At 36.3% G+C, this 23770-nt stretch carries 25 protein-coding genes; 7 read left to right on the forward strand and 18 right to left on the reverse strand.

The annotated features are described in order from the left end of the window. Positions 1 to 179: 179 nt before the first annotated feature. From ACQKP0_RS02560 to ACQKP0_RS02620, 13 genes are all read right to left on the reverse strand, one after another. The gene (locus ACQKP0_RS02560; protein ID WP_427404234.1) at positions 180 to 1448 is read right to left on the reverse strand and encodes an amidohydrolase family protein; all 1269 of its coding nucleotides are present in this window, start codon (positions 1446 to 1448) and stop codon (positions 180 to 182) included. Positions 1449 to 1584: 136 nt separating this feature from the next. After that, entirely contained in the window at positions 1585 to 2826 is a 1242-nt protein-coding gene (locus ACQKP0_RS02565; RefSeq protein WP_427404235.1) for a TolB family protein, read from the reverse strand. Positions 2827 to 3029: 203 nt separating this feature from the next. After that, positions 3030 to 3161: a YvrJ family protein gene (locus tag ACQKP0_RS02570; protein WP_427404464.1), complete on the reverse strand. Its 132-nt coding sequence runs from the start codon at positions 3159 to 3161 to the stop codon at positions 3030 to 3032. A gap of 160 nt (positions 3162 to 3321) precedes the next feature. Further along, on the reverse strand, positions 3322 to 3540 hold the full coding sequence (locus ACQKP0_RS02575; RefSeq protein ID WP_427404236.1) for a DUF2922 domain-containing protein: 219 nt from the start codon (positions 3538 to 3540) through the stop codon (positions 3322 to 3324). A 34-nt stretch (positions 3541 to 3574) separates the two neighbouring features. Then, positions 3575 to 3793: a DUF1659 domain-containing protein gene (locus ACQKP0_RS02580; RefSeq protein ID WP_427404237.1), complete on the reverse strand. Its 219-nt coding sequence runs from the start codon at positions 3791 to 3793 to the stop codon at positions 3575 to 3577. 110 nt (positions 3794 to 3903) lie between these two features. Further along, positions 3904 to 4314 (reverse strand): VanZ family protein, encoded by a 411-nt coding sequence (locus ACQKP0_RS02585; RefSeq protein ID WP_427404238.1) that lies wholly within the window; start codon positions 4312 to 4314, stop codon positions 3904 to 3906. 16 nt (positions 4315 to 4330) lie between these two features. Beyond that, positions 4331 to 4996, reverse strand: coding sequence for an SOS response-associated peptidase (locus tag ACQKP0_RS02590; RefSeq protein WP_427404239.1), 666 nt, complete (start codon positions 4994 to 4996; stop codon positions 4331 to 4333). Between the two features lie 489 nt (positions 4997 to 5485). Beyond that, positions 5486 to 6484, reverse strand: a complete 999-nt coding sequence (locus ACQKP0_RS02595) for an ABC transporter ATP-binding protein (RefSeq protein WP_427404240.1) — start codon at positions 6482 to 6484, stop codon at positions 5486 to 5488. Positions 6485 to 6500: 16 nt separating this feature from the next. Then, the gene (locus ACQKP0_RS02600) at positions 6501 to 7502 is read right to left on the reverse strand and encodes an ABC transporter ATP-binding protein (protein WP_427404241.1); all 1002 of its coding nucleotides are present in this window, start codon (positions 7500 to 7502) and stop codon (positions 6501 to 6503) included. 218 nt (positions 7503 to 7720) lie between these two features. Continuing rightward, positions 7721 to 8647: an ABC transporter permease gene (locus ACQKP0_RS02605; protein ID WP_427404242.1), complete on the reverse strand. Its 927-nt coding sequence runs from the start codon at positions 8645 to 8647 to the stop codon at positions 7721 to 7723. Next, positions 8647 to 9576 carry an ABC transporter permease gene (locus ACQKP0_RS02610; protein ID WP_427404243.1) on the reverse strand — a complete coding sequence of 310 codons (930 nt, stop codon included), beginning with the start codon at positions 9574 to 9576 and terminating at the stop codon, positions 8647 to 8649. Before ACQKP0_RS02610 ends, ACQKP0_RS02605 begins: the two co-directional genes overlap by 1 nt. A gap of 68 nt (positions 9577 to 9644) precedes the next feature. Beyond that, positions 9645 to 11351: a peptide ABC transporter substrate-binding protein gene (locus tag ACQKP0_RS02615; protein ID WP_427404244.1), complete on the reverse strand. Its 1707-nt coding sequence runs from the start codon at positions 11349 to 11351 to the stop codon at positions 9645 to 9647. A gap of 533 nt (positions 11352 to 11884) precedes the next feature. Further along, on the reverse strand, positions 11885 to 12805 hold the full coding sequence (locus tag ACQKP0_RS02620; protein ID WP_427404245.1) for a DUF1002 domain-containing protein: 921 nt from the start codon (positions 12803 to 12805) through the stop codon (positions 11885 to 11887). A gap of 355 nt (positions 12806 to 13160) precedes the next feature. Between ACQKP0_RS02620 and ACQKP0_RS02625 the strand changes: the two genes are divergently transcribed. From ACQKP0_RS02625 to ACQKP0_RS02645, 5 genes are all read left to right on the forward strand, one after another. Continuing rightward, positions 13161 to 13625 (forward strand): hypothetical protein, encoded by a 465-nt coding sequence (locus ACQKP0_RS02625; protein ID WP_427404246.1) that lies wholly within the window; start codon positions 13161 to 13163, stop codon positions 13623 to 13625. Between the two features lie 149 nt (positions 13626 to 13774). Then, positions 13775 to 16126, forward strand: coding sequence for an FdhF/YdeP family oxidoreductase (locus ACQKP0_RS02630; protein WP_427404247.1), 2352 nt, complete (start codon positions 13775 to 13777; stop codon positions 16124 to 16126). A 63-nt stretch (positions 16127 to 16189) separates the two neighbouring features. Further along, positions 16190 to 16996, forward strand: coding sequence for a formate dehydrogenase accessory sulfurtransferase FdhD (fdhD, locus tag ACQKP0_RS02635; protein ID WP_427404248.1), 807 nt, complete (start codon positions 16190 to 16192; stop codon positions 16994 to 16996). 50 nt (positions 16997 to 17046) lie between these two features. Beyond that, the gene (locus tag ACQKP0_RS02640) at positions 17047 to 17295 is read left to right on the forward strand and encodes a hypothetical protein (RefSeq protein ID WP_427404249.1); all 249 of its coding nucleotides are present in this window, start codon (positions 17047 to 17049) and stop codon (positions 17293 to 17295) included. A gap of 249 nt (positions 17296 to 17544) precedes the next feature. Next, positions 17545 to 18186, forward strand: a complete 642-nt coding sequence (locus ACQKP0_RS02645; protein WP_427404250.1) for a GTP pyrophosphokinase — start codon at positions 17545 to 17547, stop codon at positions 18184 to 18186. 156 nt (positions 18187 to 18342) lie between these two features. Here the strand turns inward: ACQKP0_RS02645 and ACQKP0_RS02650 are convergent, their stop codons facing one another. Further along, a complete protein-coding gene (locus ACQKP0_RS02650; protein WP_427404251.1) occupies positions 18343 to 19011 on the reverse strand; it encodes an O-methyltransferase in 669 nt (222 codons plus the stop codon). 537 nt (positions 19012 to 19548) lie between these two features. Between ACQKP0_RS02650 and ACQKP0_RS02655 the strand changes: the two genes are divergently transcribed. Next, positions 19549 to 20295 carry an SDR family NAD(P)-dependent oxidoreductase gene (locus ACQKP0_RS02655; RefSeq protein WP_427404252.1) on the forward strand — a complete coding sequence of 249 codons (747 nt, stop codon included), beginning with the start codon at positions 19549 to 19551 and terminating at the stop codon, positions 20293 to 20295. Between the two features lie 247 nt (positions 20296 to 20542). After that, the gene (locus ACQKP0_RS02660) at positions 20543 to 21130 is read left to right on the forward strand and encodes a TetR/AcrR family transcriptional regulator (protein ID WP_427404253.1); all 588 of its coding nucleotides are present in this window, start codon (positions 20543 to 20545) and stop codon (positions 21128 to 21130) included. Positions 21131 to 21170: 40 nt separating this feature from the next. Here the strand turns inward: ACQKP0_RS02660 and lepB are convergent, their stop codons facing one another. The 4 genes from lepB to ACQKP0_RS02680 form a co-directional block, all read right to left on the reverse strand. Then, entirely contained in the window at positions 21171 to 21680 is a 510-nt protein-coding gene (lepB, locus tag ACQKP0_RS02665) for a signal peptidase I (protein ID WP_427404254.1), read from the reverse strand. 17 nt (positions 21681 to 21697) lie between these two features. Then, on the reverse strand, positions 21698 to 22282 hold the full coding sequence (locus ACQKP0_RS02670) for a hypothetical protein (protein WP_427404255.1): 585 nt from the start codon (positions 22280 to 22282) through the stop codon (positions 21698 to 21700). 64 nt (positions 22283 to 22346) lie between these two features. Further along, complete coding sequence (locus tag ACQKP0_RS02675) at positions 22347 to 23114, reverse strand: hypothetical protein (RefSeq protein ID WP_427404256.1); 768 nt, start codon at positions 23112 to 23114, stop codon at positions 22347 to 22349. 33 nt (positions 23115 to 23147) lie between these two features. After that, positions 23148 to 23537 carry a hypothetical protein gene (locus ACQKP0_RS02680; protein ID WP_427404257.1) on the reverse strand — a complete coding sequence of 130 codons (390 nt, stop codon included), beginning with the start codon at positions 23535 to 23537 and terminating at the stop codon, positions 23148 to 23150. Positions 23538 to 23770: the final 233 nt, after the last annotated feature.

Below are 23770 nucleotides of genomic sequence, written 5' to 3' on the forward strand. Positions count from 1 at the left end.
TGTCGACAGAAAGTTGTTTGGTCCTCAGAGCTAAGAAAATGGTCCATACCTTAAAAAAAATGGTCTTGAAATCCAAAAAAATGATCCCCTCAAAAAAATGTTTGAAGTTGAACCTAATTATAATTCGTACTCTACAAAAAAAGAACCAAACCACTAAAGGTTTAGTTCTCTACATTCCATTATTGAGTTACTAAACTAGCCTTCCCAACACGTAAATCTTTTACAATCTGACCATCCTTCACAACGGTCACGATATTCGTTTGATCTTCAAGTGACGAAATATTTGCTAATGGATCCTCTTTTGTAATTACGAGATCGGCAAGTTTTCCTTCCTCTAATGTACCTAGTTTATCATCCCAGCCCATACATTCAGCCGCTACCTTCGTTGTTGCTACGATCGCTTCCATTGGACTCATTCCTACATTGCACATGAGATTTAGTTCACGAAGGTTTGTGCCATGCGGCATAACACCTGCATCGGTACCCATCGCTATTTTCACACCTGCTTTATAGGCTTTCGCTATACTTTCTTGATGAATATCTACTACTTCAAGAGACTTTTGAATTGCATGCGCTGGCATATTATCGCTGTTTTTTCCTTGTTCCAAAACAGCTACTGGAGCAAGCAATGTTGGAACTAAGTATGTTCCATGCTTTAACATTAATTCAATAGCTTCATCATCTAAATAAATTCCATGCTCAATCGAGTGAATGCCTGCTCGAACCGCATTTTTTATTCCTTCTGCACCTTGTGCATGGGCCATTACTTTAATGCCACGGCGGAATCTTGCTTCTTCTACGATAATTTTCAATTCTTCTAATGAGAATTGTGTAAACTCAGGATGATCGGTCGGACTCATAACCCCGCCTGTCGCATGGACCTTAATAATATCGGCTCCTGCTCGTAACATTTCCCGTACCTTTTGACGAACCTGTTCAGGACCATCACAAAAACCGCTCGGCAAACCTGGATAGGAAGGACTAGTCGTGTCTATACCGGATATTGTCCATCCGTCACCGTGACCACCAGTAATTGTAAGTGGATTAATACTTACCTGCATACGCGGCCCTAGAACTAGTCCATTTTCTACTGCTTCCTTTACTCCTACATCGGTAAATCCTGCATCACGAACTGAAGTAACTCCTGCATTAATTGTCTTTTTCATATACTCAATTGCTTGGTAAAATCGATAAGAAAATGGAGTTGCCAAAGATTTTCTTATGTCGGTAAATTCCATCATCATATGAACATGTGTATCAATAAATCCAGGAAGAATGTAGCCGTTCTCTGCATCAATAACTTCAACATCTTCGTTTGGAAGATTAATATCATCTAGTTTTCCAACTTGTTCAATTCTATTATCTTTTATCAAAACTGCCGCATCCTGAATCGGCACTCCGCCATTACCATCAATAAGTGTTCCGTTTTTTACTAAGGTGTAAGTCATAAATAGCACTCCAATCTTTATAATGTTTATGCAATTTATAATATTCTATCATAAACAGATTAGATATTACTAGAATTTTTAGTCTTTTTCGTAAAACTAAATTTCCCTTTATTTAGATAAAGAGTGCCAATGTTCCTTATCTACCTTCATAAAATTCAATCGCATCTACATTTTTAATCCATTCTCTAGCATCTGTCCCATCAGGTTTAGCTTTCCAAAGTGTTCGTTTTAGATCTGTGATGGACGTTCCTCTTAACCAAACAAGCTTTCCAATAGACTCGACAAACAGCGGACTGTAGTCACCATATCCTTTCGGTGGTTTTGTAATATTCACTTGTTTCTTTGTCTCAATATTGATTGAATAGAGCTCGGGTAATGGATGCTTACTAAAGTCATTAGACCATTCCGTTTCTTTTACTCTTGATGTTACGATTGTTTTGTCGGTTACCCAATCAAAATCAAGATCAGCATAGTTTGGAGGTGTATATGTTCCTGATACAGGCATTTCCCGAATCTTTAAATCTTTATTCTTAAAACCAAAAACAATTCGTCCTCCACCAGCAATAAACGCAATTGTATCACTTGATGGTGCCCATTTAGGCTTACCTACCCCAAAAATAACTTCATCTAATACATGAAAATCTTTTCCATCCTTAGATATCACACAAAGCATATTACTATCCATCGACCAGGAAGCAGTTGGTGAAACAATAAAGGAAATCCATTTATGACTTGGGGAGAACTCAAAATTCCCTGCATATACCGCTATAATTTTATTATTATTAACCCCTATTTCTCTCGGGAGAGTATAAAAAGGTTTGACACCTCCAAATAAAACAATATCCTTATAATTCTCATTTACTTTTTTGGTAAATAGAATCGCACTTGACCATCCATCTGGTCTCAAAACTCCTGCAGATGAAAGCAGAAATCCACTTCCATCTGGTAACCACGTATAACTATCAACACCTGTTGCAATGTTATAGAATCGTTTAAAATTTGAAATGTCCAATATTCCTCTGGAATTGAAAGCGACGATATTTTTGTTTGGTGCCCATGTTGGGGAATAGCCATCATAAAAAATTTTTTTCTTTTCTTTAGTTTCAATGTTATATACCCATACTTCAACTTGCTTCTCATTTTCTTGGAATTTAGAAGGAGCTTCATTTTGATATAGTAACCACTTTCCATCATGTGACCATTTTGGGCTATCATATACTTTACCTGTGTTGGTAATTTGTTTTTCTTTGTTGTTTATAAGGACCCATAGATTTCCATCCCTGATAAAACCTGCTTTTACATCCTTTTCTCCTGTTGCTAATATGGATACCGGAAAAAGAATTGATAATACAATCGTTAACAAAAGAATCCTTCCCATTCTTGACGCCCCTCTCTTAAAAATTGTTCATATATCTAATATTTCTATCGTTTTCCATTTTATGTATTTACTAGTACTTAGAATCAAAAGGATCGATTGATTCCACTTCCCGGTTTCATTAAGCAATATATAGGAATAAAAGACACTAGTTTCCTAAAATAAAAAAGCTTGAAAGGTTCTCTTCCCCCTTCAAGCTTTTTCTCCTACTCGATATTCTTCAATCGCTCCGGCAAACTTTGAATGGATTGCACAACAGCCTCTAGTTTCGTTTCAATACGGTACAGTAGATACAGTGTGACAACGATAGGAAAGCCTACCTCACCAATGAAGGACATTAGCTGATCCACTTGTTTCACTCCCTTCTATTAAAAAAATGATTTTCTCAAAGGTTTTTGCCATTTCGCACAGGATGTAAAATCCTAATGGCATCTTGTCTTTATTAAAAAAACATGAAAGGCCTGTCCAATTGGACGAAGGCCCTCATCATAAGCTGTATTATTCAACTGTGTAATCTGTTACATTGTTTTCGATCAATCTAGCCCCTTTAATTTCAGTATACGAGGAACCCATTGAATTTCGAAACACATCTGCAGCGATGATTTTTTCCATAGCAGCTTTTACATTTGCAGTATCTACTGGTTCGATTGGATCCTCGATCGATATTCTGGCTGTTTTATTGTCTTCAGTATTAAATTGAAGCTCTAATGTTTTCACTTCTCTCACCTCCTTATCCTATAGTTTAAGATTACTAGGCTCTGATATCCGAGCTATCAATTCGCTCGATACCAAAGAGATTTTTTTGTGACAATGAACCGATTGCCTGTGCTGCCTGAAGCAGTTCATCTGTGGTTGCTTCAAGTCGAACGTTGTTGAACGTCTTCACTTTAGTAATAGGCTTTCCTTTATCATCCACTCCACCGTCAAAAGCTAGTTTTAAACCAGCTTTCTTTAAAAGTAGCTGTGCCATGCTGATCACCTCCTTTCACTCTTTATATATAAATGAAAGGAGAAATGGGACACTAAATATAAAAAAAAATCAATGAAAGAAAATTTCCTCCATTGATAAACGTTCATTATTTATTCTTTACTGTTCTTGTTTTTCCTTAAAAACATTCTCACTATCAAAATAGCGAGTAATGCTCCTCCTGAATCGAGCATCACATCGTATATAGAAGATGTTCGATTGGGTACGAGTGATTGGTGGAACTCGTCGCTAGCTGCATAGAGAGTCGTTAAAAACCAAGCAATAGACAGCTTATTTTTTTGAATGGCATTATATAAAAATATACCTAATAAACCGAATACACTAATATGGGCAAGTTTTCGTATGATAAAATTCAATACTCCAGCTATCTCATTGTTTAATCCTGTAATCCTTTCAATGATTTGTAGAGTATTGGATCCAGTGGATGCGGGTGAAGCAGTAAACTTATAGATGAGTACACACATGATGATGGCAAGGATCCACCAGATAGTTTGTTTTTTCATAATATCAACCTTTTCATTATATTGATTTTATTAATTCAATGCCTTCATTTTTAGGGCTGTTTACTAGTGCAGATATAGTATAAGCCTCCATTTCATCTGAATCATAAGGTACTAAAAGGGATTTTAAAAATTCCTCCTCCTGAATGGAGCGATCTAACCATGCACTTTCTGATTCCTTCGTTAAAATAACAGGCATTCGCTCATGAATATCCTTCATTAGTTCATTCGCCTCTGTCGTAATGATGGTACAGGATTGAAGGACCGTTCCATTTTGATCCCAGCGATCCCAAAGCCCTGCAAATGCAAATGGTAGTTTGTTTTTTAAGCGAATATGAAAAGGTGTTTTTTGCTTACCTTCCTTTTTCCATTCATAAAAACCGTCTGCTACTATAAGACAGCGTCTCCTAGCCAATAATCGTTTAAAGCTGGGCTTTTCATTAATCGTCTCTGCTCTTGCATTGATCATTTTATATCCTATCTTTGGATCATTTGCCCACGACGGTACGAGCCCCCATCGCAGAAAACCTCCGCGATTTCCTGTTTCACCTTGAACGACAGATAGAACCTCCTGACTAGGAGCAATATTAAAACGTGGGGAAAATTCAATAAAATCTCCATTGGTCAATTCAAATTGTTCTAATAAAAGCTCTACGCTGGAATAAAGATTATAGCGACCGCACAAATCAAACCCCTCCTGTACAACCTCGACTTTTTCCATTATACAACATTTATAAACCTTGTATCTAGGAGGCGGATTCCTTAGTACTTGGTTTGTGAAAAATAGTTGTTCATTATGAAACACATCAATATCGGAATTTCCGGTTTGGATATACCTCATTCGAGTGTTATGTGGCATATCTTGCGGATTTTCCCGTTTGGATCTACCTCATTCGTGTGTTATGTGGTACTTCTTCTGGCTTTTCCCTTTTGGATCTACCTCATACGAGCGTTATGAGGTACTTCTTTCCGTTTTTCTCGTTTGGATCTACCTCATCCGAGTGTTATGTGGGACTTCTTCTGGCTTTTCCGACTTGGATCTACCTCATTCGTGGGGTATGAGGTACATCCTTCAGCTTTTCCGACTTGGATCTTCCTCATTCGAGCGATAATAAAAAAGCTGAAAAGATTCAAATCAAGAATCTTCTCAGCTTCCTCTACCTTTGGTAAGTTTTTATTTTTTATTATATAAATGGCAGCTGACAAAGTGGCCAGGTTTTGCTTCATGCCATTCTGGTTTCTTTTGTGCACAGATGTCCATTGCATGCTGGCAGCGTGTTCTAAATACACATCCACTCGGAGGGTTGATTGGACTTGGAACATCTCCTTGAAGGACAATTCGCTCCCTCTTCAGCTTTGGATTAGCAATTGGAACTGCCGAAAGCAGTGCTTGTGTATATGGATGAAGAGGCTCTTGATACAATTCTTCACTTTCAGATAGCTCCATCATATTTCCTAAGTACATTACTAGGATACGATCGGAAATATATTTTACCATCGAAAGGTCATGAGCAATAAACAAGTATGTTAGCCCCATTTTTTTCTGTAGCTCTTTTAGTAGATTAACAACCTGCGCTTGAATTGATACGTCTAGTGCGGATATTGGTTCATCACAAACTATGAACTTCGGATTTAAAGCTAGTGCTCTAGCAATACCAATCCGTTGACGCTGACCTCCACTGAACTCATGTGGGAATCGGTTGATATGCTCCGGATTCAAGCCTACTAGTTTTAATAACTCAAGTACACGTTCATGTTTCTTTTTCCCTTTTAACACTCCATGAATGCTAAGCGGTTCACCAATAATCTCCTCTACGGTCATTCGTGGATTTAAGGAAGCATACGGATCTTGGAATATAAGTTGAATTTCTTTACGAACTTCTGCCATTTCACTTCTATTATTCTCGTAAATATTTTTACCGTTAAAGAGCACTTCACCTTCAGTCGCTTCATATAAACGAATGATTGCTCGTCCAGCTGTGGATTTTCCACAACCACTTTCACCTACAAGTCCAACAGTCTCTCCCGGATAGATGTCTAGGTTCAAATCATCTACTGCTTTTAAAGCATTATTGCCAGCACCAAAATATTTCTTTAGATGTTTGACTTGGATAAGAGGAGTAAGAGTGCTCGTCTTGTTCGTATTGTTGGCTTCAATTGTGTTCGAATTCATCTAAATCTCCTCCTTTTTATTTCCCACTGGCCTTTTTCATCGAAGCCATTGGATGGTGAAGCCAACAGGCAGCCGTTTGTCCTTTTGCGACATTTTCCAGTTCCGGTGAATAATCCTTGCAAATTTTCATTGCCATCTCACATCTTGCATAGAATGAGCATCCTTTCGGTGGCTCTAATAAATCTGGTGGTGTACCGACAATTGGAAGAAGTGGTTCATTTTTATCCATGTCTAATCTTGGCATCGATTTTAATAGTCCTCTAGTATATGGATGCTGTGGATTTTCAAAAATTTCTTCAACAGTTCCTGTCTCAACCACTTTCCCAGCGTACATAACGATGACACGATTACACATTTCAGCGACGACACCTAGATCGTGAGTGATTAATATAATTGAAGTATCTGTTTTTTTCTGCAAATCCTTCATTAGCTCTAAAATTTGTGCTTGAATCGTCACGTCTAATGCAGTTGTTGGTTCATCGGCAATAAGCAATTTAGGACGGCATGCAAGTGCCATGGCGATCATTGCCCTTTGTCTCATTCCACCTGAAAATTCATGCGGATATTGAGACAATCTTTTTTCTGGTTGTGGAATCCCTACTAATTCGAGCATTTCTTTCGCTACCATCCATGCTTCTTTACGGGAAACTTTGTTATGCTGCAGGATCGCCTCCATAATTTGATTTCCTATCTTACTTGTAGGATTTAATGAAGTCATTGGATCCTGAAAGATCATACTGATGTCATTTCCACGAATCCTCCGCATTTCCTTTTCGTTCTTTGGAATGAGGTCGGTACCATTAAATAAAATAGATCCACTTTTATATTTGGCTGGCGGAGTTGATAGTAGTTTCATAATCGATTTGGCCGTTACACTTTTCCCACATCCCGACTCTCCTACTATTGCAATTGCTTCCCCTTGCTTCACTTCAAAACTAACTCCTCGAACCGCTTGGACTTCACCAGCATAGGTCCCAAAGGAAACATGTAAGTCTTTCACTTCTAGTAAATTACCCATGGTGATCCTCCTTTTCTACATGGCTCTTTTCATAAACATTGCTGCTATTTATAATCAAGTAAAAATCTAGTAGGATTTTTACGATTCTATTTATCTTCCAGTTTGAATAAAAGACTTATTGTATAGGGAAAAGAGCACGTCACATAATTATTCTAGACTGGATATCTATCCGAAAAGCAACAATCTATACGAAAACAACCTTCTACATATTTGACCCCTTATCTTGGATCAAGTGCATCCCTTAGCCCATCTCCGAAGACATTGAAGGCAAACATGGTTAACGAAATTAAAATTGCCGGAATCGCAAGCTGATAAAAGTTACCAACAAGGATACTTTGCAGTGAATCACTCGCCAATGTACCCCAGCTAGCCTGTGGAGCAGGAATTCCTAAGCCAAGGAAGCTTAATGTTGCCTCACCAAATATCGCTGTCGGAACAGTTAATGTAATATTTACAAGAATTGGTCCCATTGTATTTGGGATCATATGCTTTCTTAAGATCCAAGATGTTTTGCCGCCTGACACTTCCGATGCATGAACATACTCAAATTGTTTAAGTTGTAGAACCTGACCACGAACCAGCCTAGCCATAGGAATCCATCCAGTGATGGTCATCGCAACAATTATTGATATCATTCCACGACCATCTTCAGGAAATAAAACCATAATTAAGATAACCATTAATAAATATGGAATCGCATACAAAACTTCAGCAATTCTCATCATCACATTATCGGTTCTTCCACCTCTAAGAGCAGATATTCCTCCGTATAAAACTCCAATAACAAAATCAATAACAGCTGCAGCTAATCCTATAAATAATGAGATTCTTGCACCAGACCACGCGCGGGTAAATAAATCTCTTCCTAAAGAATCTGTACCAAACCAATGCTCTGCATTTGGTTTTACATTCTTAGTAGTAAAGTCCATTTCATCATATTTATAGCCATTTAAATGTGGACCAATAATCGCCATAATAACTAAGAGAAAAATAATGATTAAGCCTACTATAGCTAATTTATTTGCTCTCAATCGTCTCCATACATTTGCCCAATAAGATGTTGTCGGACGAGAAATTTTTTCCGCCTCTTTAAAATTATCCTCTGCTTGTAAAAACATCTCTTCTGTAAATTTGATATCTGCCATTATTTACTCTCCCCTGTCACTTTAATTCTTGGATCAATCCATGTATAGGCAATGTCCACAATAAAAATGAGAAAGATTAGTATGGCACTATAGAAAACGGTGGATCCAAGGATAACAGGATAATCACGATTGAATATACTTTTTACAAACATTTCTCCCATTCCCGGGATACCAAAGATATTCTCGATAATAAAGCTTCCGGTTACTACATTAGCAAGTAATATCCCTAAAACCGTTGTAACTGGTAAAATAGCATTTCGAATTGCGTGCTTAATAAGAATCATGCTCTTTCCCAGTCCTTTTGCCTTTGCTGTCAAAATATAGTCCTGACTGAGTACTTCAAGCATACTAGAACGCATCAATCTGGCAATATAAGCCATAGGTGTTACTGCCAATGATATAGAAGGCAAGACCGTATGTGACCATGATTTCCATGTAGCAACAGGGAATATTTTCCATTGAACAGCGAAATAGTTAATTAATATAGTTGCAAGGATAAAACTTGGAACAGAGATGCCAATGATTGCTAATATCATAGACACATAGTCTGGCCAACGATTTTTGTACATCGCTGCTATGACTCCCAATAAAAGGCCAAATGGTATCGCAATAATCATTGCCTGTAAACCTAAATGTAAAGAGATCGGAAAGCCATTTTTAATATAATCATTTACGGTAATCGATTGAGATTTAATAGACGGTCCAAAATCAAAATGCAATATTCCTTTGATATATAAGAAGTACTGAGCAATTATTGGCTTGTCCAAATTATAGTGAGCTTTCAGATTATTAAGGATTGCTTCAGGCATGGTTCCCTCTTTAGCAAATGGATTTCCCGGAATACTATGCATAATAATAAAAGTAATTGTAATAACAGCCCAAAGCGTAATAACAGCCCAAAATAAACGTTTTAAGCTATATTTCAACATATTTTTCACCCTCTCTTAAGAAAAAGCAGGGTATGCCATTTAGGCATACCTACTGCTTTATTTGTTTTTTATTTCTCAATATCCGCATAGATGTATTGAGGGTATTTGTTGATTGGTGTAAACACACCTGTTACATTCTCTTTTAAAACATATGGTTTAGTGTAGAAATAGATTGGAACGACTGGCATTTCTTCTGCGAAAATTTTCTCAGCACTATGCATTGCTGACATGCGTGTTTCCGGATCCATAGAAGTTTTTGCAGTATTTATATATTTGTCATATTCTTTATTGCTCCATCCTGCATCGTTATATGGTCCGCCTGTAACGAATAAATCCATAAATGTCATTGGATCAACATAGTCACCACTCCAACCACCTCGTGAAACTTGGAAATCACCTGCATGCTCGCGATCAATTTTCACTTGGAACTCAACGTTTTCAAGTTTAATGTTGACTCCTAAATTCTTCTTCCACATTTGTTGGACAGCTTCTGCAATTTTTTTGTGTGCTTCACTTGTATTATAAACTAGAGTGAGCTTAGGCATTTCTTTCATGCCTTCTTCTTTTAACCCTTCTGCAAGAAGCTTTTTCGCTTCATCAAGGTTTTCACTGAAGAGATTTCCACCATTTTCTTGATAATCACCGTTATCTCCTTCAGGGATACCTGGTGGTACAAGAGAATACGCCGGTTTTTGACCACCTTGAGCAACGTTTTCAACGATTGCTTTACGGTCAATTGCTAACGATAATGCTCTTCTTACTTTAACATTATTGAATGGTTTTACTTTGTTATTTAAATTGTAGTAATAAGTAGCTAAATCTGGTCCGTTGTGGAATGCTTTACTTCCTTCTAGTGATGGTAAAACATCTTGTGGAATCGGATAAACTAGATCCAATTCACCGCTATTGTACATATTGTAGGCTGTAGTTTCATTATCAATTACTGCAAATGTTACAGCATCTAACTTAATGCTATCTTTGTCATAGTAGTTTTCGTTCTTTTCGATTTTCAAGCTTTCCTTATGCTTCCATTCAGTTAGCTTGAATGCTCCATTAGAAACAAATGTTGATGCTTCTGTGTACCATTTTGGATTTTCTTCCTGTACTTTTTTATTTATTGGATAGTAGGTATAGAAATTAGTTAAATCTAGGAAGTATGGAGTTGCTTCTGCAAGAGTGACCTCTAAAGTTTTGTCATCTTTTGCCTTAACCCCTACTTGATCTTCAAGTGCTTTTAACTCTTCATCCTGTTTTTTCAATTTTTTAGGATCTTTTGATTTCGTTAGCTTGTAACTATTATACTTTTCTCCACCTTTAACATAATAAAGCTGGTAAGCATAATCGGAAGCAGATTTAGGATTTAAAACAAATTTCCATGCATACTCGAAATCTTGTGCAGTAACAGGGTCACCATTTGACCATTTCATGTCATCTTTAAGATGGAATGTATAGGTCAACCCATCTTCACTAATTTCCCAATCCTTTGCCATACCATCAACGATTTTACCTTCAGGTGTTTTCTTCGTTAACCCTTCAAATGTTCCTTCCAAAATCCAAGAGTCATGCGTCCCTTGTGCAAGCCCTGGATGAAGCGCACCAGGTTCTTCAGTATTGTTTAAATGTAATACTTTTGGTGTTTTAGCTTCTTCTGGTTTTTTACCGTTATCTCCATTACTTGGACTGTCTGATGCTTTTTCTCCACCAAAACATCCCGCTAGCATTAACATTGCTGCTAGAAAAACCGTCAAAAATGAAAAATAAGACTTTTTCTTCAAGCTCTTTCCCCCCTATATTTTTCTTTTTTAAAAGATATGAGTCAACATGCCCAATATAAAACTATTAGAATAATTCCATCTGTATTCCGAAATTCGAGAAATTTTCCTCGAAAAGTTTTTCGTCAGACGAAACATCCAGCTATCAATCTAATATTGAAAGCGCTACAGACATGTGGACCACATCATAGATAAAAAATTCACTCAATTCTTTATCCTATGATATATCAAAATATACAGTAATCTTAAATTATTTGTCAATAATTTATTCAAAATTTGTTGAAAATTGAATATAGGGAGAATATTTTACTAATTTCTGAGAATTTATCCATTATTTTTACATAGAAAGATAGTACAGTTTTCCTTTTATTACTTATTTTTTACAAATAAATCAGTTGATTGAACTATGAAGTTATTATGAGATATTTTACAGATCATTCTTCAAACTTTATTGCTTTATACTAAAAAACTGAATACAAAAAACAGTTGGTCAAATCTGAGACCAACTGTTTTTTATTCTCTATCAGTATATACTTCTATCCAAATAAGTTTCCGAAGAAGTCTGCAATTGCTTGGAACATTTTCTTAAAGAAGTCTGCTACTCCTTGCCAAAAACCTTTGTCTCCCGCAACATCTTCAAGTTTCTTTTTAATATCGCTTGTAATGTCACCTAGCTGTTTTTTCACATTATCAAAATTTATATCAAGATTGCGCATTTTATCAAATAACTTTACTAGGAGTGCACGGTCTTCGGGACTTAATTCGATTTTTAATGATTTTAACTTTTCATCGATAATTTTTTCGATATCCTCTTTTGTTGCAGGCTTCTGATTAGCAATTTCTTGTTTAATCTCTGTTAACAGCTGTGTAACCTTTTCTTGATCCATTCCATCTTTCTTCGCTAACTCTGTTGCTAAGCCAAGCTCTTCGTTAGCAACTTCCATCCGATCCTTATTAAGGTCTCCGCCGCTTTTATCATAAGCCTTGTAAATTCCAACAAGTGCTGAGTGTCCGCTTACCTTTACTGGGGATGCAACTTCAACGCTAGCATCCTCTATACCAGCTGTTAATAAGGCATTCGCATACATTTCGTCCGTTACTTCTGTGATATTTTCAGGAGTAACAATCGAAACCGAAATCCCTTGCCCCTTTTCTTTTCTTGTTATCTTTGCTGATGAATATAAATTCGAATGTGGATCACCATTAATATACTTTACAAGATCATTAACCGTTACTGTAATCTCATTCACTTGGCTGCTATCCGTAACACCGAGAAGCTCTTTTGTTTTTGCTTTCTGAGCTGGTGATAATTTTTCCCCATAAACGACAATTGGAGCACCAAACTTTTCATTAATACTATCACTATTATCATTACTAGAGGCTTTAGCAACACTATTCATGCCTATTCCTAAAAGAAATACAGCAATCAGTACAATTTTGCTTATTCGTTTTAACATTATGTTCTACTCCTTTTAAGTCTCAAATAGCCCTTCAAATTTTTGAAGGTTGTCTTAATTAATAGCTATATTCGCATAGATTACTTTTATTCGAATAAAAAATATATCCGTACAAATATAGTGGTCGGGGCATCTTTTCGTAAATTCTATTCATTACATATTTATTATAGGTTTATATCTACAGTCTACTTATAGGACTGAATGCAACAAAGTCAACGAAAAGAGCCTTATTACTTTATTTCGAAGGGCTACTTATTAGACGAATTTCTTTTTAATTAGTTTCGTTTTTTTAGAAACCCTCCTGCCCGTAATAATTCTACTTTTAATAGCATAAAATTTAGCAGGTGATGAATGTATGAGAAGAAAACGGAATCCTGCATTGAAAATGATTGTTTTTTCCTTTATTTTCATACTGCTATGTCTATTATTATATGTCATCTTTTCGCAATCATCAAAGAACCGGGCAACTAGTTTAGTAGATGAATTTTATCAATATGAAAAGTCGGGGAATTTTGGCGGATCATGGACTCTCTTTCATCCATTGATGAAGGAAAAGTTTACACAAGAGGCCTATATTCAAAAGCGGGCACATGTTTTTATGCAGGATTTTGGTGTAAAAACGTTTGCCTATACTGTAGGAAAAGCAAACCATTTAAATAGCTGGACATTTTCAAAAGAAAGTCCAAAGTTTAAAAATGTGTTTCAAGTACCTGTTACCCAAACCTTTCAAAGTCAGTTTGGGGTTTTTACTATCCATCAAGATGTATTTGTTGTAGAAGAAAAAGATAAATGGTACATACTTTGGTCGTATCAAAAATAATTTATAAGAATCACTGGATCATAAGCGACCAGTGGTTTGTTTATTTCCATGAATTCAGAATTTACAGAAGATAAATTGTTATGTAAGCGTTTTCCTGATAAAATATTGGTAATAAAATCGATCTTTTTCAAATAAGGACGGTGATCAAAATGGGGAAAACAAAGCATCAAGGACCGATAAAGCTGCCAAAAATGCCTGATCCTAAGCTCTGGGTGAGCCCTATTCCTTTTGGACTTGGGAAAATAAAGCCAAAGCATATTCGCGATACAATGAAAGTCGTTTGGGAGAACCGTGATAATCTCCCGTATGCAACGCGAATTTTAACACAAGGCGTTTGCGATGGCTGTGCACTTGGAGTCGGAGGCCTCTATGACCAAACATTAACTGGGCCTCATTTATGTACGACACGCTTAAATGTGCTTCGTTTAAATACAATGCCGGCAATAGAAGAATCAATTATTCATAGTGACATAGAAGAACTTAGGAAGTTTAGTAGTGTAGAACTAAGGAAGCTAGGAAGGATCCCCTACCCCCTATCAAGGAAAAAAGGAGAAAATAAATTTACCCGAATTTCCTGGGATGAAGCTTTAAATCGTATAGCTGAAAAAATTAAGACGATCGATCCTAAGCAGCTTGCCTTCTTCCTAACTTCAAGAGGGATTACAAATGAGGTTTACTATACAGCAGGCAAGATGGCACGTTTTTTAGGAACGAATAATATTGACAATGCTTCCCGAATCTGTCATTCGCCAAGTAAAACTGCTTTAAAGCGTTCGTTAGGAATTGGTGCATCCAGCTGTAATTATCAGGATTGGATTGGTACTGATGTTCTAATTTTCTGGGGGTCTGTCGCGGCGAATAATCAGCCTGTTTCAACGAAATATATGTATGCGGCTAAGCGGAAAGGGACGAAAATTATTTGTATTAATCCCTATCGTGAACCAGCGATGGACGGCTATTGGGTTCCTTCGATTCCTGATTCCGCTTTATTCGGGACAAAGATTACGGATGACTTTTATCAAGTCAATATCGGTGGAGATATTGCTTTTATGAATGGAGTAATGAAGCATTGGTTTGAAATGGAGGAAAACGAAAAAGGTTCGGCCATCGATCACCAATTTTTAGAGGAGCATACAAATGGGTTAGAAGAATTGAAAGCTCATGTTGAACAACAGGACTGGACCCTTTTAGAAAAATCTTCAGGAATATCAAAAGAACGCATGTATGAATTTGCACAAATGTTAGCAAAGGCAAAAAGTGGCGTTTTCGTCTGGTCAATGGGATTAACACAGCACCGTTTTGGGACGGATAATATTTCACAGGTGGCAAATTTGGCGATGCTCCGCGGATTTATCGGGCGTGAGCATTGTGGCCTAATGCCGATTCGCGGTCATTCCGGTGTTCAAGGATCAGGTGAAATGGGTGCTGATCCATTTGTATTACCTGGCGGTGATTTCGATGCAAAAAACATCGAAAGACTTGAAAAAATATGGCGTTTTGACATTCCTAAATGGCAGGGAGATATTGTTGGAGTTACGATCGAAAATGCTATGCTTCCCGAAGATCATGAAAGGAAGTTAAAGGTGTTTTACACTTCTGGAGGGAACTTCTTAGAAACAATGCCTGATCCAGCATTTGTAAGAAACTGTTTATCAAATGTGGAGCTTCGTGTCCATCAAGATATTATTTTTAATACTTCTACCCTTGTAGAGGCTAAAGAAGAAGTCATTGTTTTACCAGCAATGACACGATATGAACAGCCTGGAGGGGGAACTTCTACCTCTACGGAGCGGATGGTCTATTTTTCACCTGAAATAAAGGGACCGCGCATTGAGGAAGCCCGTTCAGAGTGGGAGATTTACGTTGATTTAGCAGCACGGATCAAACCGGAAACAAAGGAATTAATGAATTTTACTAAAGCGGAACAAATTCGTGAAGAAATTGCGATCGCCAACCCGAATTATGATGGAATTCAATTTTTAAATAAAAAAGGTGATGTATTTCAATGGGGCGGCGCCTGGTTATGTGAAGATGGGATTTGCCCGACCGAGGATGGCCGTGGAAGTTTACTCAGTATTGAAATCCCCGAATTACGTAAGCCAGAAGGACACTTTTATGTAACGACTCGTCGCGGAAAACAATTTAATTCAATGATCTATAATGAAACAGATTCTTTTAATGGTGCTGACCGTTATGATGTATTAATTCATGAAGAGGATGCCATAGAATTAAATATTCATGAAGGCGAAGCAATTGTCATTTACAACCAATACGGTTATTTCCACGGTCGAGCAAAATACGCGGATACGAGAAGAGGAAATCTTCTTCTTTTCTGGCCTGAAGGAAACGTCCTTATTCCAAAGGGAGTCTATGAAAAATATGCTGGAATACCTGAATACAACACTGCGGTAATCGTTGAAAAAGCGGAAACCTTCCATGCACACAAGGATACGAAATATATTGAAAAACGAATTGAAGATCTTGAAATGGAAACTGGCTAACGAATCGGTGACAATGCCGATTTCTTTTCTACACTTTTCCTGAATGAAAAGAAGGTGGATACGATGAACAATGTAAGACATCCCTATAAAATCATCAAATATAATGGGGGAACAATATCTCCTGTCGAGGATGAGATCGCTATAGAATACCCGTTAACGATCTTTATTGATGGCGAGGAATTTGCAACCATGGTTTGCACACCTACCCACCTTGAAGAACTTGTCATTGGCTTCCTTGCTTCAGAAGGACTGATTCGCTTACATTCTGAGATTGAATCCCTTTCTATTGATGAAAACCTTGGCTTTGCCCATGTCAGCTTAAAGAATAAGCAATCAATTAACAAAGATTTTTATTCGAAACGTTTTATCGGATCATGCTGCGGGAAAAGCAGACAGTTTTATTTTCATAATGATGTTCGAACAGCGAAAACGATCACAAGCAAAATGACGCTTACTATTGAGCAATGCTTTCAGCTTATGAACTTCATGCAAAACCAATCGACTGATTTTAAACAAACGGGCGGTGTCCATAATGCCGCCCTCTGCACAGCTGATGAACTTATCATCAGTCGTACCGACATCGGCAGACATAATGCGCTCGACAAAGTGTACGGATACTGTATCCGAGAAAAAATCCCTCGTGCAGATAAAATCATTGCCTTTAGCGGAAGACTTTCATCCGAAGTGCTGCTAAAAGTAGCCAAAATCGGCATCGGAATCATCCTATCAAAATCCGCCCCCACCACACTAGGCATTGACCTGGCCAATGATTTAGGAATCACCATGGTCGGATTTATTAGAAAGGATCAGCTTAATATATACTCGCATCCCGAAAGGATTGGGACAGAGGGTCGGGTCCCCCGTCCCTAATTCTGCTTTTCATAATGTATTTGGAAAATAATTAAACGGGAGGTGAAACAATGATTGAAAAAAACATAATAAAATCTGTAATTTATGGATTTATTGGTGGACTATATATTGGTTTTTTATTGTTTTCACAAGATGAAATGGTGTATTTAGGTGATCATTATGAAAACGAACATTTATCTATTGCAAGTTATTTAATAAAAATTATTCGTTTTTCAATCATCATCTCTTTAACAGCAGCAGTAATAACTACAATTTTTATTCTCTATAAAAAATATATTTCTTCAAATAATCAAATGTAGGGACAAAGGGACAGGTCCACTGTCCCTCTCTTTTCATTTTACACAAACAAATATATATACCCATTCCTTGAAATCCTCTATATGGAAACCCAGAGTTCCTTTCTTCATATTGAAATTTGATTAGCATATATTCCATATTTTGTTGGCCTACTTTAGATTCTTCAAGTTAACATTCATCAATTGTAAATTTTTTACTTTCAAATCATCTGTGATATGATAACAGAAGAAAAATTAAGAGGGGTATGTATAATGCAGAATAAAAACACTAAAATTGAGGTTATTCAAAAAGCATTACATAATTGGGGAGGTTTCTTTATACCTTACCAAATGGCATTACACGAATTAGAAAGTGATTTCAAGATTATAGACTTAGAGTGGAAAACGAAACATGGCTATTCTCCAATTGAACATTTGAAAACTCGTATGAAAACTCTAAAATCATTGGTAGAGAAAATTCAGAATAAAGAGGTCTCTTTAACTCAAGAAGCAGTGAAAAATGAAATAAAAGATATCGCTGGCGTTCGAATTGTCACGAGCTTTATCGATGACGTATACATGTTGAAGGAGCATATCAAGAAACGCGAAGACATTCGATTACTAGGTGTAAAAGATTATATTCAAGAGCCCAAAAGTAGTGGCTATAAAAGTTTACATTTGATTATAGAAACCCAAGTCATCCTATCCAACGAAATTTTGTGGGTTCCTGCAGAAATACAAATTCGTACTTCCGCCATGGATTTTTGGGCATCAACCGAACATAAACTAAACTATAAATATCAAGGGGAGTCTATTCCAGAGGATGCTAAGAAACAACTAATCGAGCTTTCCAAGGCTTCTTCCTTCATGGATAATGAAATGTCAAAATTAAGGGGAAAATTACTTACCTATTAATGGGACAGAGGGTCCGGTCCCTCGTCCCTAATCTTTTATTCACTGTTCATTTTTTAATAACAAATGAATAGCACATTCTTACCACCGTAATTTATATGAAAAACCCGAATTCTAATTACGCCTCTTCACACTTCAATTTTTAAAGACTGAAAAAGCTTATTTCACTACACCAAGCACAAATCCATCATACCCTTTAGAGCCAACCGTTTGAATAGCTGTAGACTCTATTCTTGGTTCGTTTGCTAATAAGTCCATAAATTGACGTATCCCCTGTACCCGCTCATCTGTACTTTTTTCATCAATAACTTCTCCGTTTCTTACGACATTGTCAGCGACAATAACTGTTCCCGGCTCAGCTAGTTCCAATGCCAAATGTAAGTATTGCGGATTATTCGGCTTATCTGCATCAATGAAAATGAAATCAAATGGAGCGACTCCTCTATCTTTCAAGAGTGGCAATGTATCCAATGCCTTTCCAACAATCACTTCCACTTTATTTTGAAAACCCGCCACTTGAATATTTCGTTCTGCTATATTTGCATATTCCTGCTCCACTTCAAGTGTATACACTCTTCCGTTTTCAGGGAGAGCCCGAGCAAGCCATATACTGCTATATCCCCCGAGGGTGCCTATTTCTAATACATTTTTTGCTCCCTTCATTTTAGCTAATAAATACAATAGCTTTCCTTGTGTTGGAGATACATCAATTTCAGGTATTCCTGCCTCCCTGTTTGCAGTTAAAACCTGCTCAAGAATTTCATCAGATGGGAGTACTTTCTCCATAAAATAATCATCTACTCTATTCCACAATAACTCATTCCCCATTATCTCTCATCTCCTCTATAATCATCCTTACACGTACAGTTTATGGAAAAAATCTTTCATAAATAAAATATATCTTTTTTATCAATCTATAAATATTAATTATGAGTAAAGGTGAAAAGATGAACATACATGGACTAAGACTTTTTCAGCTATGGAGCCAATTTCATTTCATCAATTGTCGTACGTGAATATATTGAAAATCATCAATTAGCAAGAGTATATGTTCAAAATATCCATGCTACTCATAAAATTGCTATTTGCACGAGGAAAAATGAGAAACAAAGCTTATTAGTAAAGAAATTTATTGAAACTTGTAAACAATCGTTAAAAGATTATTGATTTCCACCAAAAGGGCCTGATCCTTTATACAAGCCCTCCACACTTATACTCCTACATTCCATGTTTATTCTTTAAATATCTTCATCATTTGCATTTTTTCCACTCCAGTTCTATAATCAAAATAGAAAAGTAAATACTCACTTACTTTTTATCTAATAATCTTAATTAATACGTTTATATAAACAAGGAGGAATTTATATGTCTTCAAGAGTAGCTGTTATTACAGGTGGCGGCAGTGGGATTGGCCGTCAAACAAGTTTATATTTTGCTCGTAAGGGAGATAAAGTCGTTATCGCTGATTTTAGTGAAGCTGGCGGAAATGAAACCCTTGAAATGATTAAATCTGAAGGGTTCGATGCGATCTTTGTTAAAACAGATGTTTCTAAATATGAAGATGTAGAAGCCCTAGTTGAAAAAGCTGTTGAAACATACGGAACTATTGATATTATGTTTAACAATGCTGGAACTGGATCCAACTCCCCTCTTCTGGATACAAAATTAGAAGATTACCGTCGAGTAATCGGAGTTAATCAACATGGAGTCGCTTATGGTATACTTGCTGCTGGTAGAAAAATGAAAGAACTTGATGTGAAAGGCGTAATTATCAATACTGCCTCCGTTTTCGGTTACTTAGCAAACCCAGGAACTTTCCCATACCAAGCAACTAAAGGTGCCGTCCGTATGATGACACAAAGTGCCGCTCTTGAGCTTGCACAATATGGAATTCGTGTTGTCGCTGTAGCCCCAGGCGGAGTTGATACTCCAATCATCCAAGGATACAAAGATGCTGGACTTACTGAACATTTGAAAAAACAACAAATGCGTGGAGAGCTTATTAAACCAGAAGCTATCGCAAGTGCCGTTTATTTGTTATCATTAAAAGAAGCAGATGTCATTAATGGTAGTGTGGTTATGCTTGATGACGGATATGCATCTTTTAAATAAAGGCTGTTTTCGCATAGATTATTGTTTTTCGAATAAAAATATATCCGAATTAATATAGTGGACGGGGCATCTTTTCGTAAATTTATTCATTAATATTTATTAGGAATTTATTTCTACAGTCTATTTTATAGGAATAAAAGCAACAAAGTTTACGAAAAGAGCCTAAATAAAAATACTAAATCAGCAGATCGGTTTTAGCTTTACAAGTCCGATCTGCTATTTCGTAATATTCTAGGAGGTTTTTCCATTGGGTAAAGGGGAAAAAACCAAACAAATCATCATCGATCAATCAAGAAAACTTTTTGCAGAAAAAGGGTTCGATTCTACAAAAACAAGTGAAATCGCAAAAGTATCTGGGATATCGGAAGCGACCATTTATAAATATTTTAATAGTAAGACCGATTTATTATTAGCATGTGTGACACCTTTGGAAGAGAAAAAAGACGAGCAGCAGGATTATAGCCAAACACCTCTAAAGGATTTAATAAAAATGATGGTGGAAAAAATTATTTCGAATCGCACTCAATTCGAAATTCTATTTAACGAAGCTCTACATCATCCTGATATTTCTACACAATATATTGAACGAATTCATCACCAAGGTCCGATTGAAAAAGAGATTGAAAAGAGAATTCAAAATCAAGAAATATCTACTATCTCAAACTATTTAATGTTCAATGTAGGATTAATTGGCTCGCTATTAGCTATGATGAAGCACCATGAAATTCATGCTCCGAACAAGGAGAACTTCATTACCTCCAGTAAAATTCAAGAAATAATAGATTTTATATATTATGGACTGTGTGGTGGGACAGAGGTCCGTCGTCCCAAATAATCACCTTAAATGTGTAATGGGACAAGGAACTCTCGTCCCACTAAAACATTTTTCCTCCTACAATGTTCTTTTCAAGAATGGTACCAATACTTGGATCACGGCTATCTAAACTTTCGCCAGGGGTTCGATTATCTCCCATAATAAAATATTTACCTTCTTCTACAGTGACTTCGTCCATATTTAAAGCCTTTCCTTTTATGTACGGCTCATTTAACGGCTGACCATTGAGATAAACTACTCCATCACTAATTTTAACTCGATCATTAGGTAGACCGATAATTCTCTTTACGATGTCAAATCCATCTGGATCCTTTACGACGACTATATCTCCCCGTTCTGGTTTAAAAAACACTTTGTTAACAACAAAGATCCCTTTATCATGAAGGGTAGGATTCATCGAATCCCCATTAACAATTTTAATTCCAATCCCATAGTGAATAAGGAAATACAAGATTGCTAGAAAAAGAATGAAGCGTATCCATCCAAACCATGCTTTTTTATCTGTTTTTGGAACTGATGTTGCATCTAGTTCAATATTCAACGATTTCATTTAATCGCCCCCGAAGCTTATGGATTATTTTCTGTTACATCCTCATTTGGATCATTGTTTTCTGAATCTGGAGGTTGATTTTCCTTAACTTCTCCATTCGATTCTTTCTCTTTATTTTTAATAGAATCATTTTCCCCAGCTGCCTTATTCCCTGGAATGACCTTTTCCATTTCTGAAATTGCTGCATTCATAATTGACTTCAATTGTTCTTTGATACTCTTTTCTTCTTTCTGATTGTCAATATGAAGATTAGCAATTAATTGATTAGTGTACTCTCTCAATTCTTTTATTCGGTCTTTTTTCTCCTGATCTGTGAACTTCTCTAATTCCTTTTGAGACCTTTTCAATTCTTTTTGCAATTCTTCTTTTAAACGCTCCTTTTGTGTTTCCTTTTCCGTACTAATTGCTTGTTCAATGACGCTAATTGACTCCGTGCCTTTTTTATTAAACCAGTTGTTTAATAGAGTAGGTATGTCCTGATCAGCAAATACAACTCCGATGCTGCTCCCTATCGTTAGGCTTAAAAAAAGAACTCCAAAAAGAAGCTTTGCTTTTCGATGTTTCCTTTGATTTTGGCCCAGCTTTTCTTTCCTAGTAATCATCCCTCTTCCCTCCATTCTTTAAAATTGATCAGAGTTCCAGTTGGAACTCTGATCGATTTAGTTATTAGATTCCGTCTACCACTTTATTTAGTTCATCTATGGCAGCTTTTTCAAGTTCTTGTGCTTTATCGCCAATATATCGTTTTTGATTTTCAAGGAACTCATCCGCTTTCTTAGTGAGTAAATCACTAATTTGCTTGGTTTTTACGTCTATTGCAGCTTTGATATCAGTTATTGCTACTGTTGTTTTGGAGTCAAGTTGAGCTTGTAGTTCAGCTTTTGCTGCAGCAATTGCATCTTTTAATTCTTTAACAGCAGCATCTTTAGATTTTGTTAATTCGCTTTCCACTTCCTTCATTGCGGCTGCACCCACTGTGTCTGTATCTTTTTTTAATTTGGTTTCGTATAAGGAATAGACTTTATCAAAGGCTTGATTAAATGATTTATTAGTCTTATCTACAAGGAGATTAAATTCTGCGTCCATTCCAGCTTGGATTTTCGCTTTCTTATCATTTAATAAATTAATTTGGCGATTTTTTTCTGTGTTTATATTTTTATTTACCATATTTATTTGAAAATCTTTCCCTTCATTTATATCTTTTTCTGTACTGTCTTTAAGGGATAAATATGTTGTATCAAAATCCATTAATTTAGAAATTGAGTAATCCTGTGCTTCTTTATCAACAGTTTTCGACGATAATTTAAATTGCGCATCATACCAAGCTTGCAATTTTACCCCTGCATCTGTATATGCGAAAGCTGCTCCAACTCCTGATAATAATCCTATTGTTACGACTCCTGTTACGATTTTCCCTTTAACTGATTTCAACATTTTTATTAGCTCCTTTTGTATAATAGATTTTTATTATTCCTGGGTTAATTCTGTTAACAAATCTTCAATGTCTTTTGTGAGCTGTTCCGCTTCTTGCTCTTTCTTTTTTTCGATATAGGCTTGCATTTTTTCTTTATGTTGTTTACCGATCTCTTCAGTGACTGTATGTAACTGATTGATCTGATTTTCTTGGTGCTTCTTTATGCTGTTTATTGTTTCTACTGACTGATTCACTTCATAGTTATCGAGTTGTTTTGTTAAGTTAGTTTTTAAAACTTGAAGCTCTTTTTGAAGTTTTTCTAACGAAGAAAATAATTCCGTTGTTGTGGTTTTACTAAGATGGTGAACTTTTTCTTTGAAATGATTTTCATACCAACCGGCAAGCTTTCCCCCTGGGTCAACAAGTGCAAAAGTAGTCCCCACACTGACAAAAGTGACACTTACAAAGATTATTGCTGCAATTCTTTTAATTTTTCACCGCCCTCCTTTTTGTTCGTTGTTTATGTTCTTTATAAAGAACTTTACAATGTCATTATATTAGCCATTAAAATAAAAGGAAACCGTAGAAATCTAGCAAATATCCGACAAAATACTTATTTTTCTCTATCATTCTATTAATTCCTAAGTATATCTTACTATTTTGTTCTTCCTAAAGA

This window comes from Heyndrickxia sp. NPDC080065 (assembly GCF_050281185.1).
GTDB lineage: Bacteria > Bacillota > Bacilli > Bacillales > Bacillaceae_C > Heyndrickxia.

What these genes read in the sequence shown, in the direction of transcription:
- ACQKP0_RS02610 (WP_427404243.1), bottom strand. Translation starts at nt 9,576, where the DNA reads ATGTTGAAATATAGCTTAAAACGTTTATTTTGGGCTGTTATTACGCTT.
- ACQKP0_RS02600 (WP_427404241.1), bottom strand. Translation starts at nt 7,502, where the DNA reads ATGGGTAATTTACTAGAAGTGAAAGACTTACATGTTTCCTTTGGGACC.
- fdhD (WP_427404248.1), top strand. Translation starts at nt 16,190, where the DNA reads ATGAACAATGTAAGACATCCCTATAAAATCATCAAATATAATGGGGGA.
- ACQKP0_RS02670 (WP_427404255.1), bottom strand. Translation starts at nt 22,282, where the DNA reads ATGATTACTAGGAAAGAAAAGCTGGGCCAAAATCAAAGGAAACATCGA.
- ACQKP0_RS02620 (WP_427404245.1), bottom strand. Translation starts at nt 12,805, where the DNA reads ATGTTAAAACGAATAAGCAAAATTGTACTGATTGCTGTATTTCTTTTA.
- ACQKP0_RS02560 (WP_427404234.1), bottom strand. Translation starts at nt 1,448, where the DNA reads ATGACTTACACCTTAGTAAAAAACGGAACACTTATTGATGGTAATGGC.
- ACQKP0_RS02630 (WP_427404247.1), top strand. Translation starts at nt 13,775, where the DNA reads ATGGGGAAAACAAAGCATCAAGGACCGATAAAGCTGCCAAAAATGCCT.
- ACQKP0_RS02585 (WP_427404238.1), bottom strand. Translation starts at nt 4,314, where the DNA reads ATGAAAAAACAAACTATCTGGTGGATCCTTGCCATCATCATGTGTGTA.
- ACQKP0_RS02675 (WP_427404256.1), bottom strand. Translation starts at nt 23,114, where the DNA reads ATGTTGAAATCAGTTAAAGGGAAAATCGTAACAGGAGTCGTAACAATA.
- lepB (WP_427404254.1), bottom strand. Translation starts at nt 21,680, where the DNA reads ATGAAATCGTTGAATATTGAACTAGATGCAACATCAGTTCCAAAAACA.
- ACQKP0_RS02655 (WP_427404252.1), top strand. Translation starts at nt 19,549, where the DNA reads ATGTCTTCAAGAGTAGCTGTTATTACAGGTGGCGGCAGTGGGATTGGC.
- ACQKP0_RS02595 (WP_427404240.1), bottom strand. Translation starts at nt 6,484, where the DNA reads ATGAATTCGAACACAATTGAAGCCAACAATACGAACAAGACGAGCACT.
- ACQKP0_RS02640 (WP_427404249.1), top strand. Translation starts at nt 17,047, where the DNA reads ATGATTGAAAAAAACATAATAAAATCTGTAATTTATGGATTTATTGGT.
- ACQKP0_RS02650 (WP_427404251.1), bottom strand. Translation starts at nt 19,011, where the DNA reads ATGGGGAATGAGTTATTGTGGAATAGAGTAGATGATTATTTTATGGAG.
- ACQKP0_RS02605 (WP_427404242.1), bottom strand. Translation starts at nt 8,647, where the DNA reads ATGGCAGATATCAAATTTACAGAAGAGATGTTTTTACAAGCAGAGGAT.
- ACQKP0_RS02645 (WP_427404250.1), top strand. Translation starts at nt 17,545, where the DNA reads ATGCAGAATAAAAACACTAAAATTGAGGTTATTCAAAAAGCATTACAT.
- ACQKP0_RS02580 (WP_427404237.1), bottom strand. Translation starts at nt 3,793, where the DNA reads ATGGCACAGCTACTTTTAAAGAAAGCTGGTTTAAAACTAGCTTTTGAC.
- ACQKP0_RS02625 (WP_427404246.1), top strand. Translation starts at nt 13,161, where the DNA reads ATGAGAAGAAAACGGAATCCTGCATTGAAAATGATTGTTTTTTCCTTT.
- ACQKP0_RS02565 (WP_427404235.1), bottom strand. Translation starts at nt 2,826, where the DNA reads ATGGGAAGGATTCTTTTGTTAACGATTGTATTATCAATTCTTTTTCCG.
- ACQKP0_RS02570 (WP_427404464.1), bottom strand. Translation starts at nt 3,161, where the DNA reads ATGTCCTTCATTGGTGAGGTAGGCTTTCCTATCGTTGTCACACTGTAT.